The sequence below is a fragment of the Methylobacterium sp. DB0501 genome, assembly GCF_011043735.1.
In the GTDB taxonomy this organism is placed as follows: Bacteria; Pseudomonadota; Alphaproteobacteria; order Rhizobiales; family Beijerinckiaceae; genus Methylobacterium; species Methylobacterium alsaeris.
On sequence record NZ_JAAKGV010000007.1, the window covers coordinates 150,227 to 165,915 of the forward strand.

Below are 15,689 nucleotides of genomic sequence, written 5' to 3' on the forward strand. Positions count from 1 at the left end.
GGGCGGGGGATTCCCGCCGCACGCCGCGAAGGTAACGCGGAGCCGGCCCGCCCGCCAAGGGGCGAGCGCGCACGATCGCGCGACGGCGCGCGAGGCCGGAACCGGACCGGGCCGGGCCCGTTCGCCCGGTATCGGGGGAGGCGAGGCGGATCGATGACCGACCTGACGCAGACCCGCGCCGCCTACGCGGCCCGCATCATGGCCCGGGCCGGCAGCGACGACCCGGCGCTCCTGCGCGCCTTCGCGACGGTGCCGCGGGAGGCCTATTGCGGCCCGGGCCCCTGGACGGTCTTCGGCGAGGACGGATCCGGGCCGGTGACGGAGCCCGCCGGGCTCTACCGCGACGTGCTGGTGTCCCTGCGCCCCGAATCCGGCCTCAACAACGGCGAGCCGAGCCTGCACGCCCTCGGCCTGGCGGCGGCGCGGGTGCGGCCCGGCGAGCGGGTGGTGCAGGTGGGCGCGGGGGGCGGCTACTACACGGCGATCCTGGCCGAGCTGGTCGGGCCCGCGGGCCGGGTCGATGCCTTCGAGATCGAGCCGGACCTCGCGGCGACCGCCCGCGCGGCCTTGTCGGCCTATCCTGGCGTGACCGTCCACGGGCGCTCCGGGGCGGAAGGCCCGCTGCCGCGGGCCGACCTCGTCACGGTGGCGGCCGGCGCGACGGCGCCGCTGCCGCTCTGGCTCGACGCGCTGCGCCCCGGCGGCCGCCTGCTGGTGCCGCTCACCGGCCGGCGCGGCGGCGGGATGCTGCTGGCGACCCGGCCCCGGGACGGTGCGGCGGCCTGGCCGGCAAGGGTCCTGGCCCCGGTGAGCTTCGTGCCCTGCGCGGGCGCCCGCCGGCCGGACGAGGCGGCCCGCCTGACGGAGGCGTTTCGCGACCGGGACTGGCACGGGGTCAGCCGGCTCCACCGGGACGGGAGGCCGGGGGCGGGGGCCTTCGTGGCCGGGGAGGGCTGGTGGCTGGCGTGAGGGCGACGGCACCCGGGGTGCCGCACCGCCCGCTTCCGGGCTACAAGGAGGCAACCGTCCCACAATCCAAGGCCGACCATGCCGAGCACGCCCCGCGCCGCGATCATCCCGGTGACGCCGTTCCAGCAGAACTGCACCCTCCTGTGGTGCGAGGCGACGAAGCGGGCCGCGGTGATCGATCCGGGCGGCGACCTCGACCGGATCCGGGCGGCGATCGCCAAGGCCGGGGTCACGGTCGAGAAGATCCTGCTCACCCACGGCCATATCGACCATGCCGGCGGCGCGGCCGACCTGCGCGACGCGCTGGGCGTGCCGGTCGAGGGACCGCACCCCGCCGACAAGCCGCTCCTCGACACCCTGGCCGAAACCGGGGCCGCCTACGGCATCGACGGCGCCAAGGCGGTCACGCCCGACCGCTGGCTCTCCGAGGGCGACACCGTCACGGTCGGCGAGCTGACCTTCGACGTGCTGCACTGCCCCGGCCATTCCCCGGGCAGCGTGGTGCTGGTGAGCCGGGACGCCCGCTTCGCCCAGGTCGGCGACGTGCTGTTCCGCGGCTCGGTCGGCCGCACCGACCTGCCGGGGGGCGACCACGCCGCGCTGATCTCGTCCATCAAGACCAAGCTCCTGCCGCTCGGCGACGACGTCGCCTTCATCCCCGGCCACGGCCCGACCGGCACGATCGGCCAGGAGCGGCTGTCGAACCCCTTCCTTCAGTAGGAGCCGCCCCCATGGATCTGCGCCCCCTCGGCCGCTCCGGCCTCTCGGTCCCGCCCTTCTGCTTCGGCGGCAACGTCTTCGGCTGGACCGCCGACGAGGCGACCTCCTTCGCGCTCCTCGACCGCCTGCTCGAGACCGGCTTCACCTTCGTCGACACCGCCGACGTCTATTCGCGCTGGGCGCCGGGCCACCGGGGCGGCGAATCGGAGGAGGTGATCGGGCGCTGGCTCAAGGCGCGGGGCGCCCGCGACCGGATGACCATCGCCACCAAGGTCGGCATGGATATGGGCGAGGGCCGGAAGGGCCTGAAGGCGCCCTACATCGAGCGGGCGGTGGAGGATTCCCTGCGCCGGCTCCAGACCGACCGGATCGACCTCTACCAGTCCCATGCCGACGACGCCGAGACCCCGCTGGAGGAGACGCTGTCGGCCTATGACCGGCTGATCCGCGCCGGCAAGGTGCGGGCGGTCGGCGCCTCGAACTATTCCGCCGCCCGCCTGCGCGAGGCTCTGGCCGTCGCGGCCCGGGACGGCCTGCCGCGCTACGAATGCCTGCAGCCCGGCTACAGCCTGGCCGACCGGGAGGAGTACGAGGCCGAGCTGGAGCCGCTGTGCCGGAAGGAGGGGATCGGGGTGATCTCCTACTTCTCCCTCGCGGCGGGCTTCCTGACGGGCAAGTACCGGCAGGCCGGCGCCGCCGCGGGCCGCGCCCGCGAGGCCCGGGTCGCGCCCTACCTCAACCCGCGCGGGCTCGCCTTCCTCGACCTCCTCGACGCGGTTGCCCGCGACCACGGCGCCACCCCGGCCCAGGTCTCCCTCGCCTGGCTGATCGCCCGGCCCGGGCTCACGGCGCCGATCGCCAGCGCGACGTCGGTGGCGCAGCTCGACGAGATCCTGGGGGCGGTGCGGCTCACCCTCGATCCCGACGCGGTCGCGCGGCTGGAGGCGGCGAGCCGGGGCTCGCTCAAGGGCTGACAAGCGCCCGTTGGCGGATCCTTAACGGGGTGCGGCGAAACGTAACCTCGGTTATGATCCGGCGGGGCGGGACGGGGCTCCCGGCCGCCCCCGCCGGACACCGGAAATGCGCTGCTTGCGGCGCCGAAAACCGATGCAATTTCAAGGCGGAATGCTTACATCAGGGATCGACGGGGCCGGCTCCATGGCCCCGGCCCCTTGAGACACGAGACCCAGACGGCGCCGGATCGAGAACCGGCGCCGGCGCCGGCCGCGCCACCCCGCGACGCGCGCCCGCCCGCACCAGGAACCGACATGGCCGAACCCGCCCGCGATCTGACCCCCGACACCTACGGCGCCGACTCGATCAAGGTCCTCAAGGGCCTGGATGCGGTGCGCAAGCGTCCGGGCATGTATATCGGCGACACCGACGACGGCTCGGGCCTGCACCACATGGTGTACGAGGTCGTCGACAACGCCATCGACGAGGCTCTGGCCGGCCACGCGACCCTCGTCACCGTCACCCTCAACGCGGACGGCTCCTGCACGGTCTCCGACAACGGCCGCGGCATCCCGACGGATATCCACACCGAGGAGGGCGTTTCGGCGGCCGAGGTCATCATGACCCAGCTGCATGCCGGCGGTAAGTTCGACCAGAACTCCTACAAGGTCTCGGGCGGCCTGCACGGCGTCGGCGTCTCGGTGGTGAACGCGCTCTCGACCTGGCTGCGCCTGCGCATCTGGCGCGCGGGCAAGGAGCACGCGATGGAGTTCCGCCACGGCGATGCGGTGGCGCCCCTCGCGGTGGTCGGCCCGGCCGGCGACCGGCGCGGCACCGAGGTGACGTTCCTGCCCTCGCCCGAAACCTTCACGATGATCGAGTTCGACTACGCGACGCTGGAGAAGCGGCTGCGGGAGCTCGCCTTCCTCAATTCCGGCGTGCGCATCGTGCTGACCGATGCCCGCCACGCCGAGCACAAGCGCGACGAGCTCGTCTACGAGGGCGGCGTCGAGGCCTTCGTGCGCTACCTCGACCGGGCGAAGGAGGCGCAGATCGAGGCGCCGATCGTCCTGCGCCAGGAGCGCGACGGCATCGGCGTCGAGGTGGCCTTGTGGTGGAACGACACGTTCCACGAGAACGTGCTGTGCTTCACCAACAACATCCCGCAGCGCGACGGCGGCACCCATCTGGCGGGTTTCCGGGCGGCGCTCACCCGCCAGATCACCGGCTACGCCGAGGCGAGCGGGGTGACCAAGAAGGAGAAGGTCGCGCTGACCGGCGAGGATTGCCGCGAGGGGCTGACCGCGGTGGTCTCGGTCAAGGTGCCGGACCCGAAATTCTCCTCGCAGACCAAGGACAAGCTCGTCTCCTCGGAGGTGCGCCCGGCGGTCGAGGGCGTGATGAACGCGACGCTCGGCACCTGGCTCGAGGAGCATCCGAACGAGGCGCGCATCATCGCCGCCAAGGTGGCGCTCGCCGCCGCGGCGCGCGAGGCGGCGCGCAAGGCGCGCGACCTCACCACCCGCAAGGGCGCCCTCGACATCGCCTCGCTGCCCGGCAAGCTCGCCGATTGCCAGGAGCGCGACCCGTCGAAATGCGAGATCCTGCTGGTCGAGGGCGATTCGGCCGGCGGCTCGGCCAAGCAGGGCCGTGACCGCACCTTCCAGGCGGTGCTGCCGCTGCGCGGAAAGATCCTCAACGTCGAGCGGGCGCGGCTCGACAAGATGCTGTCGAGCCAGGAGATCGGCACGCTGATCACCGCACTCGGCACCGGGATCGGCCGGGACGGCGCCCACGCCTTCAACCCCGACAAGCTGCGCTACCACCGCATCATCATCATGACCGATGCGGACGTCGACGGCTCGCATATCCGCACCCTGCTGCTGACGTTCTTCTTCCGCCAGATGCCGGAACTGATCGACCGCGGCCACCTCTACATCGCCCAGCCGCCGCTCTACAAAGCCCAGAAGGGCAAGACCGCGATCTACCTCAAGGACGACCGGGCGCTCGAGGATTACCTGATCGACGGCGGCGTCGACGGGGCGGTGCTCAAGCTCGCCACCGGCACCGAGTTCGGCGGCGCCCAGCTCAAGACCCTGGTCGACGAGGCGCGCGGCGTGCGCCAGGTGCTGCACGGGATGCATTCGCGCTACGACCGCGTCGTGGTCGAGCAGGCGGCAATCGCCGGGGCCTTGCGCCCCTCGGTCGCCGGCAACCCGGCCGAGGCCGAGGTGGTGGCCGACGAGATCGCCCGGCGCCTCAACGCCATCGCCGACGAGATCGAGCAGGGCTGGGAGGGCGAGGCGAAGGACGGCGGCTACGTCCTGTCGCGGACGCTGCGCGGCGTGCGCCAGGTCGCGGTGCTCGACGAGGCGCTGATCCACTCGCAGGAGGCGCGCCGCCTCGACGAGCGGGCGGAAACCTTGAGCGAGATCTACGGCGCCCCCGTCACCCTGGTGCGCCGGGGCGACCAGACCATGCTGTACGGCCCGGTGGCGTTGTTCGAGGGCATGATGGCGCTCGGCCGCAAGGGGTTGCAATTGCAGCGCTACAAGGGTCTCGGCGAGATGACCGCCCAGCAGCTCTGGGAAACGACCCTCGACCGCGACGTGCGCTCGCTGCTCCAGGTGAAGGTCAAGGACACGACCGACGCCGACGACCTGTTCGTCAAGCTGATGGGCGACGTGGTCGAGCCGCGCCGGGAGTTCATCCAGGAGAACGCCCTGAACGTGGCCAATCTCGACGTCTGATGAGGAGCACGACCATGAAGGCGGCCGAGCTCGCGCCCTTTTCCGATTACGTCCTGCCGGAGGCGACCCTGCCGGAACTGCCGGGGCATTACCGCGGCAAGGTGCGGGACAATTACGACCTTCCGGACGGCCGGCGGATCCTGATCACCAGCGACCGCCTGAGCGCCTTCGACCGGGAGCTGGCGGCGATCCCGCTCAAGGGCCAGGTCCTGACCCAGACCGCCCGCTACTGGTTCGAGGCGACGCGGGACATCTGCGACAACCACGTGCTGGCCTATCCCGACCCGAACGTGGTGGTGGGCCGGCGCCTCACGATCCTGCCGGTCGAGATCGTGGTGCGCGGCTACCTCGCGGGCAGTACCGGCACCTCGATCCTGACCCTCTACAGGGCCGGGCAGCGCGAGATGTACGGCCATCGCCTGCCGGACGGGATGCGCCCGCACGAGCCGTTGCCGCAGCCGATCATCACGCCCACGACCAAGGCCGGCCACGGCGACCACGACGCGCCGCTCTCGGCCGCCGAGATCCTGGAGCGGGGGCTGCTGACGAAGGCGCAGTGGCACATCCTGTCGGAGGCGGCTTTGGCGCTGTTCGCCCGCGGCCAGGCGATGGCGGCGGAGCGCGGCCTGATCCTCGCCGACACCAAGTACGAGTTCGGCCTCGACCCCGAGGGGCGGATCGTGCTCGCCGACGAGATCCACACTCCCGACAGCAGCCGCTACTGGTTCGCCGGGAGCTACCCTGCGCATCTCGAGGCCGGCACCTTGCCGGAGAGCTTCGACAAGGACGTGGTCCGCAACTGGGTCGCGGCGCGCTGCGACCCCTACCGCGATCCGGTGCCGGAGATCCCGCCCGACGTGGTGCTGCATACCGCCGCCACCTATGTCAGCGCCTTCGAGACGATCACCGGCCAGCCCTTCGCCCTGCCGGACACGAGCGAAGCCCCGCTGGCGCGCATCCGGCGCAACGTGGCGGCCTATCTGGGGCGGTAGGGCGCGATCATCGCTCGTCGCCGCCCGGGATCGACCGAGGTCTCCGGGACCGTCCTGCTCCCGTCCGATGCCGGCATGTCGGTTCGGAGGGACGGTCGCCCCTGTCGCAATCACAGCCGACGGCAGGATAATGCCTGACGGCGTCGCGCGGGCCGAAGCAGTGCACGATTGTGCTTGCGGATAGCGGCGTCGCTCGGCTATGAGCGTGCACATCAAGAAAAAAGGCCGCCCTTGCGAGGCGGCCCGAAGTCTAGGGAGGAAACGCCCAAAGAGGGCTGCACCGCCGCGACGCCATCGCTGCGGTGCGAAAACGTTTTCTCATGTTGCGGCGCACAACGCAACCGTCCCGCTTCGCACAACGGCTATGCTCGCTTCGCATGGCGGTGTGGGGTCCTGCCGACAGGGCCGGACGGGGCGTCCCGAGCGGGCGCTTCCGGGCATTCTCGGATGACGTGGATACCGGTTCGCCACGAGAAAACGCGGTACGATCGAAGACCTGGAGCGCCGGCCGATTGCGGCGCGATCGGGCAGCGCTCCAAGCAGATTCCGCAAAAGTGGTTGCCGGTCTTGCGACGAAAATCTGCGTCAAAACGAGAGTCCAAGCGGATGAAGCGTTGGCCTGCCTACGCGAGTCTGCTTAGCGCCTCACATCCATCTTCCGCAGGCCCCAGACCGTGAGCAGGATCGCTGCGGCCGCGAAGGGCGCCGCGCCGATCACCGCCGCGACCGCTTCCGAGCCGATCAGCCAGCCGAGGCCCTTCACGAGGGCCATCAGCAGCAGGAAGCCGCTGACGCAGGCGAGAAGCACGATCGTGCCGCCCCACAGCGTCCAGGCGGAGACGACCCGGGCGATCCGGTCGACCTCGCCGGAGAACAGCGTGATCTCCTTGACGGCGAGGCCGCTCGCGAGGCGCACCGCCTCGGCGACCAACCTGATCGTGCTCACCTGTCGGTCGGACCGCACCGCTCACGCTCCCGCTGCGCCACGGCGGCGGATCCGCGGCGGCGTGCGGGAACGCCCGAGCTTGACCGTCGTTCCCGGTTCCCCGACCTGAAATCCTCTTCGCGATCAGGCCGGCTTGAGCGGGCAGCTCTGCCGGGCGAGCAGCCGCCAGTTGCCGCCATCCTTCAGCCAGACCTGCAACACCGCGATATAGGAGCGCCCTGTCTCGCCGTTCGGCAGGATGTCGGCACCATCCCAGACGTGGCGCACCATGGCGTTGTCGCCGACGACCTGGATCCACTGCTCCGAGAAAGCCAGCGACTTGTAATTGGTCTTGCCGGCGAGGCTGGCGATGAACTGTGCCTTGGTCTCGATCTTGCGCCCGCTCGAATGGCCGTAGCTGAGCTGCGGATGGGTGAGGGCATCGAGCGTCTTGGCATCGCCGTCCACGATCGCGACCCGCAAGGCTTCAAGGTGTTTCGCGACCGCCGCGCTGTCATCCGCGGCCGGCGCCGTGCCCGATCCGGCGGCGAGCGCCGGTCTCGCCAAGCCAGCCGTCATGCCAGCCGTCATGCCGGCGAGCAGCACGCGCCGCGAGCAGGTCTCCGTCTGCGCCATGGTGGTCCCTCCCGTTCAGGGTCGCCGGGCGGTCGTTGCCGCCGGCGCCGCGCGTCTCGCGCGGGCCCAGCCTAGCGCGGGCCCTGCGCGCTGACCATCACGGCGGCACGGGCGGGAGAGCGGGACCCGCGGCGCTCAGCGGCCGTAGCGGGGCCCTCCGGCATCAGGGTTCGCTGTGGCGCTCGCCGCGTCCAGCTCCCCCTGGCATGGGGCGCTGATGCGATCGTAGTTGCGGCGCAGGCAGCGCTCGATGCGCCGTGTGTCGGGCACGTCGCGCGAGCACAGTGTCATGGCGTCGGTCATGCAGGCCAGACGCTGCCGCTCGGTTCCCTGGGCGCCCGCTTCGACGGGCACCAGACTCACAATGGCTCCCGCCGCTGCCGCCAGGGTGACGGCGCGGATCAACGGCATCGACATTCGACCTCTCCGGCTCTTTCCGAAGCGTCAACACCAAGCCGGGCCTTCCGGTTCGCGGCAAAGCTGGGTTGCGTGACCGGAAGGGCAGCCCTTCAGGCGTGGATCACCCGCCCATACGCGTCGAGCACGCTCTCGTGCATCATCTCGCTGAGGGTTGGGTGCGGGAAGACCGTGTGCATCAGCTCTTCCTCGGTGGTCTCGAGAGTCATCGCCACGACGTAGCCCTGGATCAGCTCCGTGACCTCGGCTCCGACCATGTGGGCGCCGAGCAACTGGCCGGTCTTGCGGTCGAAGATCGTCTTCACCAGGCCGTCCGGCTCGCCGAGCGCGATCGCCTTGCCGTTGCCCGCGAAGGGGAAGCGGCCGACCCGCACGTCGAAGCCCTGCTCCCTGGCCTTGGCCTCGGTCAGGCCGACCGAGGCGATCTGCGGCTGGCAGTAGGTGCAGCCCGGGATCTTGCCCTTGTCCATCGGGTGGGCGTGCAGGCCCTTGATGGTCTCGACGCAGATCACGCCCTCGTGCTCGGCCTTGTGGGCGAGCATCGGCGGGCCGGCGACGTCGCCGATGGCGTAGATTCCCGGCACGCTGGTGCGCCCGAGCCCGTCGGTGGCGACGATGCCGCGCTCGATCGTGACGCCAAGTTTCTCGAGCCCGAGATTCTCGATGTTGCCGACGACGCCGACCGCCGAGATCAGGATTTCGGCCGTGATCTCCTGCGTCTTTCCGCCTTCGGTCTCGACCGTCGCCGTCACCGAGTCGCCCTTCGTGACCTTGGTCACCTTGGCGCCGGTGAGGATCTTGATGCCCTGCTTCTCGAAGCGCTTGCGGGCATGAGCGGCGATCTCGTGGTCCTCCACCGGCAGGATCTGCGGCAGCAACTCCACCACCGTCACCTCGGCCCCCATGGTGCGGTAGAACGAGGCGAACTCGATCCCGATCGCGCCTGACCCCATCACCAGCAGGCTCTTCGGCATCTTGTCCGGGACCATGGCCTCGTAATAGGTCCAGATCTGGCGTCTGTCCGGCTCGATGCCGGGAATCGCCCGCGGCCGGGCGCCGGTCGCCACGACGATGTGCTTGGCCTGGTAGGTGCCCGCGGCCTTGGCCCCCTTCGGGGCCTCGGCGCGCTTGGTCTCCCGCACCACCACCCGGCCGGCCTCGTTGCCCTTGGGCGCCGCCTCGATCGCGGCCTCGCCCCAGATCACGTCGACCTTGTTCTTCTTCAGCAGCATGCCGACGCCGCCGTTGAGCCGGCCCGAGACGCCGCGGGAGCGCTTGACGATGGCGGAGACGTCGAACCCGACGTTGTCCGCCGTCAGCCCGTAATCCTTGGCGTGCTGCATGTAATGGTAGATCTCGGCCGAGCGCAGCAGCGCCTTCGTGGGGATGCAGCCCCAGTTGAGGCAGATGCCGCCCAGATGCTCGCGGTCCACCACCGCCGTCTTGAAGCCGAGCTGGGCTGCCCGGATCGCCGCCACGTAGCCGCCGGGACCGGCGCCGATGATGAGGACGTCGTAGGTGTCGGACATTCAGGTCTCCGGGGAAGGCGGGGCGGCGATGCTCAGACCAGCATGCCCATCGGGCTCTCGATCAACCCCTTGAAGGCCGCGAGCAATTCGGCGCCGAGCGCCCCGTCGACCACCCGGTGGTCGCAGGAGAGGGTGACGGTCATGGCCTGGACCACCGCAGGGGCGCCGTTCTTCGCCACCACCCGGGCCTCCCCGGCGCCGACCGCCAGGATGGTGCCGTGGGGCGGGTTGATGACCGCGCCGAACGACTTGATGCCGAACATGCCGAGATTCGACACCGCGGTGGTGCCGCCCTGGTACTCGTCGGGCTTGAGCTTCTTCGTCCGGGCGCGGGCGGCGAGGTCCTTCATCTCGGCCGAGATGGTCGAGAGGGTTTTTTGCTCGGCCTTGCGGATCACCGGGGTGAACAGCCCGCCGTCGATCGCCACCGCGACGCCGACATCGGAGTGGCGGAACCGCAGGATCCGGTCCTCGGCCCAGACGGAATTCGCCGCCGGCACCCGCTGGAGCGCCAGCGCCAAAGCCTTGATGACGAAGTCGTTGACCGAGAGCTTGAAGGCCGGCTTGCCGTCCTTGTCCTTCGTCGCTCCCGCATTGACCTGCTCGCGCAAGCTCAAGAGCGCGTCGAGCTCGACGTCGAGGGAGAGGTAGAAGTGCGGGACGGTCTGCTTCGACTCGACCAGCCGCTTGGCGATGGTCTTGCGCATGCCGTCGAGGGGGACCTCCTCGTAGGAGCCCGGCTCGAACATCCCCATCACCTGCTTGGCGGTGAGGCCGGAGGGCGGAGCGGCGGCCGCGGCGGGCTTCGGGGCTGGCGGCTGGGGGGCTTGCGGCTGGTCGGGCTTCGCGGCGGGGGCCTCCTTGGCGGCGGGCTGGGCGGGCCTGGCCGCCCCGCCTTCGAGGGCGGCGCGCACGTCGCGCTCGATGATCCGGCCGTGCGGGCCCGAACCCTGTACCGCGGCGAGGTCGAGGCCCTCCTGCTTGGCGATGCGGCGGGCGAGCGGCGAGGCGAACAGGCGCCCGCCCTCCTGCCGTCCGGCCGCCGTGCCGCCCGCCGGTCGCGCGCCTTCCGGCGCGGTGTCGACCCGCTCGTACGACATCGTGCCGCCGCCGGGCGTCTCGTTGCCGGCGGGCGCCCGGGGCTTTTCACCCTCCGCCATGCCGGCCGGGGGCGTCTCGGCCTTCGCCGTCTTGTCCTGTCCGTTGCCGCCGGCCTGGACGCTCTTGGGATCCTCGCCCTCCTCGGCGATGAGGGCGATCAGGTCGTTCACCGGCACGTCGGCGGTGCCCTCCGGCACCACGATCTTGGCGAGCACGCCCTCGTCGACCGCCTCGACCTCCATGGTGGCCTTGTCGGTCTCGATCTCGGCGAGCACGTCGCCCGACTTGACGGTATCGCCCTCCTTCTTGAGCCACTTGGCGAGGTTGCCCTTCTCCATGGTCGGCGAGAGGGCGGGCATCAGGACGTTGATCGGCATGGATTCAGGTCTCGGCGGGAGGAGGGGCGGCCGGATCGTCGAAGGGGAACAGGTCGTCGAGGGGGAAGGAGACGGCATCGAAGGGCGGCAGGGCGACAGCCTCGCCGCGCTCCACGGTGACGAGCAGCAGCCATCGTCCGCCGGTGAGGGCGAAGCCTTCGAGCACGCCGTCCGTAGGGTCCAGCAGCCAGAGATGACTCACGCCGGCCTCGGCGTAGATCCGCCGCTTCGGCCCGCGATCGAGCCGGGCGGTGGAGGGGGACAGGATCTCGCAGACCCAGTCCGGCGGGGTCTCGATGTAGGCGGTCTCCGGCTCGGCCGGCAGCCGCTCGCGGCGCCAGCCGGCGAGATCGGGCACGACCACGTGCGGCCCGAGATGCAGTTCGGGCTCGATGACGAAGATCCAGCCACCTGGGCCGCCGCGACCGCGCCGGAACGGCGGGGTGAGTTCCGAGGCAAGCTCGACAGCGGCCGCACCGTGCCGCGGCCGGGGACGCGGATGCGTCTCCAGCACCCCATTGATGATCTCGGCCACGAGGTGGTCCGGCACCGCTTCGAGGTCGGCATAGGTGGCCCAACGCGGCACGGCCTCGGCCATGGGGAGCCTCAGTTGAAGCTCTCGGGATCGAGGCTCTCGGCCTCCATCCCGGCGCGGATGCGCGCGAAGGCTTCTTCCTCGGACATCTCGGTCTCTCGGGCATAGACCACGGCAGCCTGGCGGGCGAGGTCGATGAACAAGCGCCCCCAGGTCGCCGGGTCGTCGAAGGAGCGGCGCAGCGCGATGCTCACCGCGCCGTCGACCACGGCGGCGCGCAGCACCTCGATGCCGCCCTGCTCCTGGGCGTCGGGCGGAACGTCGAGGGCCTCGAAGCGGGGCTCGTCGTCGGTCATGGGGCTCACCGGTAGCAGACCGCCTTCGCCGCCTCGATCACCTCGGCGACGTTCGGCAGGGCGAGCTTCTCCAGGTTCGCCGCGTAGGGCATCGGCACGTCCTTGCCGGTGATGCGCAGGACCGGGGCGTCGAGATAGTCGAAGGCATCGACCATCAGGCGCGCGGCGATCTCGGCGCCGATGCCGGATTGCGGGAAACCCTCCTCGACGGTGATACAGCGGCCGGTCTTCTTCACCGAGGCGACCACCGTCTCCGAATCCATCGGCCGGATGGTGCGCAGGTCGATCACCTCGGCCTCGATCCCGGCCTCGGCGAGTTCGTGGGCGGCCTTGAGCGCGTAGGTCATGCCGATGCCGAACGAGACGATCGTCACGTCCCTGCCTTCCCGATGGACCTTGGCCTTGCCGATCGGCACCGTGAAGTCGTCGAGCTTCGGCACCGGGAAGGACTGGCCGTACAGGATCTCGTTCTCGAGGAAGACGACCGGGTTCGGGTCGCGGATCGCGCTCTTCAAGAGGCCCTTCGCGTCCGAGGCGGTGTAGGGCATCACGACCTTGAGGCCCGGCACGTTGGAGTACCAGGCGGCGTAGTCGTGGCTGTGCTGGGCGCCGACCCGGGCCGCCGCGCCGTTGGGGCCGCGGAACACGATCGGGCAGCCGAGCTGGCCGCCGGACATGTAGAGCGTCTTGGCCGCCGAGTTGATGATCTGGTCGATCGCCTGCATGGCGAAGTTGAAGGTCATGAACTCGACGATCGGCCGCAGGCCCGTGAACGCCGCGCCGACGCCGACGCCGGCAAATCCATGCTCGGTGATCGGGGTGTCGACGACGCGCTTCGCGCCGAATTCCTGCAAGAGCCCTTGCGTGATCTTGTAGGCGCCCTGGTACTCGGCGACCTCCTCGCCCATCACGAAGACGTTGCCGTCCCGGCGCATCTCCTCGGCCATCGCGTCGCGCAGGGCCTCGCGGACGGTCTGGGTCACCATCTCGGTGCCCTCCGGGATCTCCGCCATCGCCCGGTCGTCGCTGCGACTGGTGATCACCGCGGGCGAGGCGGGCGCCGCCACCGGCTTGTCGCCGTCGGTCTTGGCCGCCGGGGCAGGGCGCTCGGTATGCCCCTCCGCCTGCATGTCGGGGGCGGGGGCCTTCTGGGCCTCGCCGGTCTCCTTGCCGTTCGGCTTCGCGCCCCCGGCCTGCACGCCCTTCGGATCCTCGCCCTCCTCGGCGAGCACCGCGATCGGCGTGTTGACCGCGACGTTGTCGGTACCGTCGGCGACCAGGATCTTGGCGAGTACGCCCTCGTCGACCGCCTCGACCTCCATGGTCGCCTTGTCGGTCTCGATCTCCGCCAGGATGTCGCCGGCCTTGACCGGATCGCCCTCCTTCTTGAGCCACTTCGCGAGCTTGCCCTGCTCCATCGTGGGCGAGAGGGCGGGCATCAGGATGTCGGTCGCCATGGGGTACTCTGTCGATCCGGGAGTGGGGCGCGCCGGGTCGGGCGCCGGCCGAAAGGGGCGAGGCCGTCCGCGAGCGGCGCGGACGGCCGGGGGCGTCAGAGCAGGGGGCGCTAGAGCAGGATGTCGGTCCAGAGCTCGGACGGATCCGGCTCGGGATCGCTGGTGGCGAAGTCCGCCGATTCGTTCACGATCTCTCGCACCTTGGCGTCGACCGCCTTGATCTCGTCCTCCGCCACCTTGTGGGGCCCGAGCAGGCGCTTGCGGACCTGCTCGATCGGGTCGGATTCCTCGCGCATCCGGGCGACCTCGTCCTTGGTCCGGTACTTGGCCGGGTCGGACATCGAGTGGCCGCGGTAGCGGTAGGTCTGCATCTCGAGGATGTAGGGGCCCTCGCCGTCGCGGGCATGCGCGATGGCGCGGGTCGCCGCCTCGCGCACGGCGCGCACGTCCATGCCGTCGACCTGCTCGCCCGGGATGCCGAAGGAGACGCCGCGCTTCGAGAAGTCGGTCTGGGCCGAGGCCCGCGAGACCGAGGTGCCCATGGCGTAGCGGTTGTTCTCGATCACGTAGACCACGGGCAGCTTCCACAGCTGCGCCATGTTGAAGCTCTCGTAGACCTGGCCCTGGTTGGCCGCGCCGTCGCCCATGTAGGTGAGGCTGACCGCGCCGTCGCCGCGATACTTGTTGGCGAAGCCGATGCCGGTGCCGAGCGACACTTGCGCGCCGACGATGCCGTGGCCGCCATAGAAGTTCTTCTCGCGGGAGAACATGTGCATCGAGCCGCCCTTGCCGCGGGAATAGCCCCCCCGGCGGCCGGTCAGCTCGGCCATCACGCCCTTCGGCTCCATGCCGCAGGCCAGCATGTGGCCGTGGTCGCGGTAGCCGGTGATGACCTGGTCGCCGTCCTTCGAGGCCATCTGGACCCCGATCACCACGGCCTCCTGGCCGATATAGAGATGGCAGAAGCCGCCGATCAGGCCCATGCCGTAGAGCTGGCCGGCCTTCTCCTCGAAGCGGCGGATCAGCAGCATCTCGCGATAGGCGTGAAGGTCCTCGTCCCGGCTGAAGGCCGGCACGTTCGAGGCCGAGGGCGGCGGGGCCGCCTTCTCGCGGGTCTTGTCGCTCCCGCGGCGGGCCTCTTTCGCGGCATCCATCGGCACCCTCCCGGCTCCTACCCTTATGGGAGCGTTTCTAGGGCAGGTGCGCGCGCAAATCGAGCGGTTCGGGACGGAAAGCCGCTGGCTTTCGGGCTGTTCGCGGTTCTCAGGGGTTGATGATGACGACGTCGTTCGGGTGGACGCGGCCGAGCACGACCCGGGCCCGCTCCTCCAGGAGGTCGCGGTCGATCTGGTCGCTGCGCAGCAGGGCCACGCGACGCTCCCACTCGGCCCGGTCGGCCTTGGTGGCGTCGAGCTCCTGCTGCAGGCCGTAGGCCTGGATCTTCAGGGCCCGCTTGGCCTCGAGGCCGCGGCTTCCGCTCTCGGCCTCGTGCAGGAAGTAGCCGACCACGAGGATCGACACGGCGTAGAGGCCGAGCGGCAACAGGACGGCACGGGCGCGACGACGGACTACCATGCGGGAGAGGATGGGGCGGGAGGGTTAAGGAAGGCGTAAAGGGGAACAACGACCTGCCTCGATGCGCAGAGCGGATCCTGACGAATTCGTATCCTGTAGGAGCATGGTCGAGATCCGCCGAACCGCCACCTACGCGACCTGGATCGACGGCCTGCATGATCGGCGCGCAGCGGCAAGGATCGAGGCACGAAGCAACCGGATGCGCCTGGGCAATCCGGGGGTTGTGAAGCCCGTGGGCGAGAGCGTCTCGGAGATGCGGATCGACGACGGCCCTGGATACCGGGTCTACTTCGTCCAGCGTGGGACGACGTTGGTCATCCTGCCCTGTGGCGGGAGCAAGAGCAGCCAGGAACGAGACATCCGGACCGCCAAGTCCCTCGTCAAGGAGGTATGACG

16 protein-coding genes are annotated in these 15,689 nt (G+C 70.4%); 6 read left to right on the forward strand and 10 right to left on the reverse strand.

The genetic code is table 11. The features are described 5' to 3' along the window. Positions 1 to 153 precede the first annotated feature (153 nt). The 5 genes from G4G93_RS12265 to G4G93_RS12285 all read left to right on the forward strand — a co-directional run bounded on the left by G4G93_RS12265 (position 154) and on the right by G4G93_RS12285 (position 6,385). Positions 154 to 969 (forward strand): protein-L-isoaspartate O-methyltransferase, encoded by an 816-nt coding sequence (locus G4G93_RS12265; RefSeq protein ID WP_165084580.1) that lies wholly within the window; start codon positions 154 to 156, stop codon positions 967 to 969. A 78-nt stretch (positions 970 to 1,047) separates the two neighbouring features. After that, entirely contained in the window at positions 1,048 to 1,689 is a 642-nt protein-coding gene (locus G4G93_RS12270) for an MBL fold metallo-hydrolase (protein WP_165084582.1), read from the forward strand. Between the two features lie 11 nt (positions 1,690 to 1,700). Further along, positions 1,701 to 2,663 (forward strand): aldo/keto reductase, encoded by a 963-nt coding sequence (locus G4G93_RS12275; RefSeq protein ID WP_165084584.1) that lies wholly within the window; start codon positions 1,701 to 1,703, stop codon positions 2,661 to 2,663. Between the two features lie 294 nt (positions 2,664 to 2,957). After that, the gene (gyrB, locus tag G4G93_RS12280) at positions 2,958 to 5,393 is read left to right on the forward strand and encodes a DNA topoisomerase (ATP-hydrolyzing) subunit B (protein WP_165084586.1); all 2,436 of its coding nucleotides are present in this window, start codon (positions 2,958 to 2,960) and stop codon (positions 5,391 to 5,393) included. Positions 5,394 to 5,407: 14 nt separating this feature from the next. Beyond that, complete coding sequence (locus tag G4G93_RS12285) at positions 5,408 to 6,385, forward strand: phosphoribosylaminoimidazolesuccinocarboxamide synthase (protein ID WP_165084588.1); 978 nt, start codon at positions 5,408 to 5,410, stop codon at positions 6,383 to 6,385. A gap of 637 nt (positions 6,386 to 7,022) precedes the next feature. On the opposite strand, the gene G4G93_RS12290 is transcribed toward G4G93_RS12285, so the two are convergent. From G4G93_RS12290 to G4G93_RS12335, 10 genes are all read right to left on the reverse strand, one after another. Then, entirely contained in the window at positions 7,023 to 7,331 is a 309-nt protein-coding gene (locus G4G93_RS12290) for a phage holin family protein (RefSeq protein WP_312891919.1), read from the reverse strand. Positions 7,332 to 7,454: 123 nt separating this feature from the next. Beyond that, a complete protein-coding gene (locus G4G93_RS12295; protein WP_206289716.1) occupies positions 7,455 to 7,946 on the reverse strand; it encodes a nuclear transport factor 2 family protein in 492 nt (163 codons plus the stop codon). A gap of 135 nt (positions 7,947 to 8,081) precedes the next feature. Beyond that, the gene (locus G4G93_RS12300; protein ID WP_246736716.1) at positions 8,082 to 8,363 is read right to left on the reverse strand and encodes a hypothetical protein; all 282 of its coding nucleotides are present in this window, start codon (positions 8,361 to 8,363) and stop codon (positions 8,082 to 8,084) included. A 92-nt stretch (positions 8,364 to 8,455) separates the two neighbouring features. Next, positions 8,456 to 9,892, reverse strand: coding sequence for a dihydrolipoyl dehydrogenase (lpdA, locus tag G4G93_RS12305; protein ID WP_165084592.1), 1,437 nt, complete (start codon positions 9,890 to 9,892; stop codon positions 8,456 to 8,458). 32 nt (positions 9,893 to 9,924) lie between these two features. After that, complete coding sequence (locus tag G4G93_RS12310; protein WP_165084594.1) at positions 9,925 to 11,370, reverse strand: pyruvate dehydrogenase complex dihydrolipoamide acetyltransferase; 1,446 nt, start codon at positions 11,368 to 11,370, stop codon at positions 9,925 to 9,927. Positions 11,371 to 11,374: 4 nt separating this feature from the next. Continuing rightward, positions 11,375 to 11,968 carry a Uma2 family endonuclease gene (locus G4G93_RS12315; protein ID WP_165084596.1) on the reverse strand — a complete coding sequence of 198 codons (594 nt, stop codon included), beginning with the start codon at positions 11,966 to 11,968 and terminating at the stop codon, positions 11,375 to 11,377. 8 nt (positions 11,969 to 11,976) lie between these two features. Beyond that, the gene (locus G4G93_RS12320; RefSeq protein ID WP_165084598.1) at positions 11,977 to 12,261 is read right to left on the reverse strand and encodes a DUF5076 domain-containing protein; all 285 of its coding nucleotides are present in this window, start codon (positions 12,259 to 12,261) and stop codon (positions 11,977 to 11,979) included. Positions 12,262 to 12,266: 5 nt separating this feature from the next. Then, positions 12,267 to 13,718, reverse strand: a complete 1,452-nt coding sequence (locus G4G93_RS12325) for a pyruvate dehydrogenase complex E1 component subunit beta (RefSeq protein WP_165084600.1) — start codon at positions 13,716 to 13,718, stop codon at positions 12,267 to 12,269. A gap of 110 nt (positions 13,719 to 13,828) precedes the next feature. Continuing rightward, the gene (gene pdhA / locus G4G93_RS12330) at positions 13,829 to 14,872 is read right to left on the reverse strand and encodes a pyruvate dehydrogenase (acetyl-transferring) E1 component subunit alpha (RefSeq protein WP_165084602.1); all 1,044 of its coding nucleotides are present in this window, start codon (positions 14,870 to 14,872) and stop codon (positions 13,829 to 13,831) included. A gap of 109 nt (positions 14,873 to 14,981) precedes the next feature. Then, complete coding sequence (locus tag G4G93_RS12335) at positions 14,982 to 15,293, reverse strand: septum formation initiator family protein (RefSeq protein ID WP_165084604.1); 312 nt, start codon at positions 15,291 to 15,293, stop codon at positions 14,982 to 14,984. Between the two features lie 103 nt (positions 15,294 to 15,396). Here G4G93_RS12335 and G4G93_RS12340 point away from each other — a divergent pair, with 103 nt between their 5' ends. Continuing rightward, positions 15,397 to 15,687: a type II toxin-antitoxin system RelE/ParE family toxin gene (locus G4G93_RS12340; protein WP_165084606.1), complete on the forward strand. Its 291-nt coding sequence runs from the start codon at positions 15,397 to 15,399 to the stop codon at positions 15,685 to 15,687. The last annotated feature ends 2 nt before the right edge of the window (positions 15,688 to 15,689 follow it).

Bases quoted from the DNA above. Each gene is read 5' to 3' on its own strand.
- G4G93_RS12315 (WP_165084596.1), bottom strand. From the start codon at position 11,968: ATGGCCGAGGCCGTGCCGCGTTGGGCCACCTATGCCGACCTCGAAGCG.
- G4G93_RS12340 (WP_165084606.1), top strand. From the start codon at position 15,397: ATGGTCGAGATCCGCCGAACCGCCACCTACGCGACCTGGATCGACGGC.
- G4G93_RS12320 (WP_165084598.1), bottom strand. From the start codon at position 12,261: ATGACCGACGACGAGCCCCGCTTCGAGGCCCTCGACGTTCCGCCCGAC.
- G4G93_RS12275 (WP_165084584.1), top strand. From the start codon at position 1,701: ATGGATCTGCGCCCCCTCGGCCGCTCCGGCCTCTCGGTCCCGCCCTTC.
- G4G93_RS12325 (WP_165084600.1), bottom strand. From the start codon at position 13,718: ATGGCGACCGACATCCTGATGCCCGCCCTCTCGCCCACGATGGAGCAG.
- pdhA (WP_165084602.1), bottom strand. From the start codon at position 14,872: ATGGATGCCGCGAAAGAGGCCCGCCGCGGGAGCGACAAGACCCGCGAG.
- G4G93_RS12265 (WP_165084580.1), top strand. From the start codon at position 154: ATGACCGACCTGACGCAGACCCGCGCCGCCTACGCGGCCCGCATCATG.
- G4G93_RS12335 (WP_165084604.1), bottom strand. From the start codon at position 15,293: ATGGTAGTCCGTCGTCGCGCCCGTGCCGTCCTGTTGCCGCTCGGCCTC.
- lpdA (WP_165084592.1), bottom strand. From the start codon at position 9,892: ATGTCCGACACCTACGACGTCCTCATCATCGGCGCCGGTCCCGGCGGC.
- gyrB (WP_165084586.1), top strand. From the start codon at position 2,958: ATGGCCGAACCCGCCCGCGATCTGACCCCCGACACCTACGGCGCCGAC.
- G4G93_RS12270 (WP_165084582.1), top strand. From the start codon at position 1,048: ATGCCGAGCACGCCCCGCGCCGCGATCATCCCGGTGACGCCGTTCCAG.
- G4G93_RS12300 (WP_246736716.1), bottom strand. From the start codon at position 8,363: ATGTCGATGCCGTTGATCCGCGCCGTCACCCTGGCGGCAGCGGCGGGA.
- G4G93_RS12295 (WP_206289716.1), bottom strand. From the start codon at position 7,946: ATGGCGCAGACGGAGACCTGCTCGCGGCGCGTGCTGCTCGCCGGCATG.
- G4G93_RS12310 (WP_165084594.1), bottom strand. From the start codon at position 11,370: ATGCCGATCAACGTCCTGATGCCCGCCCTCTCGCCGACCATGGAGAAG.
- G4G93_RS12285 (WP_165084588.1), top strand. From the start codon at position 5,408: ATGAAGGCGGCCGAGCTCGCGCCCTTTTCCGATTACGTCCTGCCGGAG.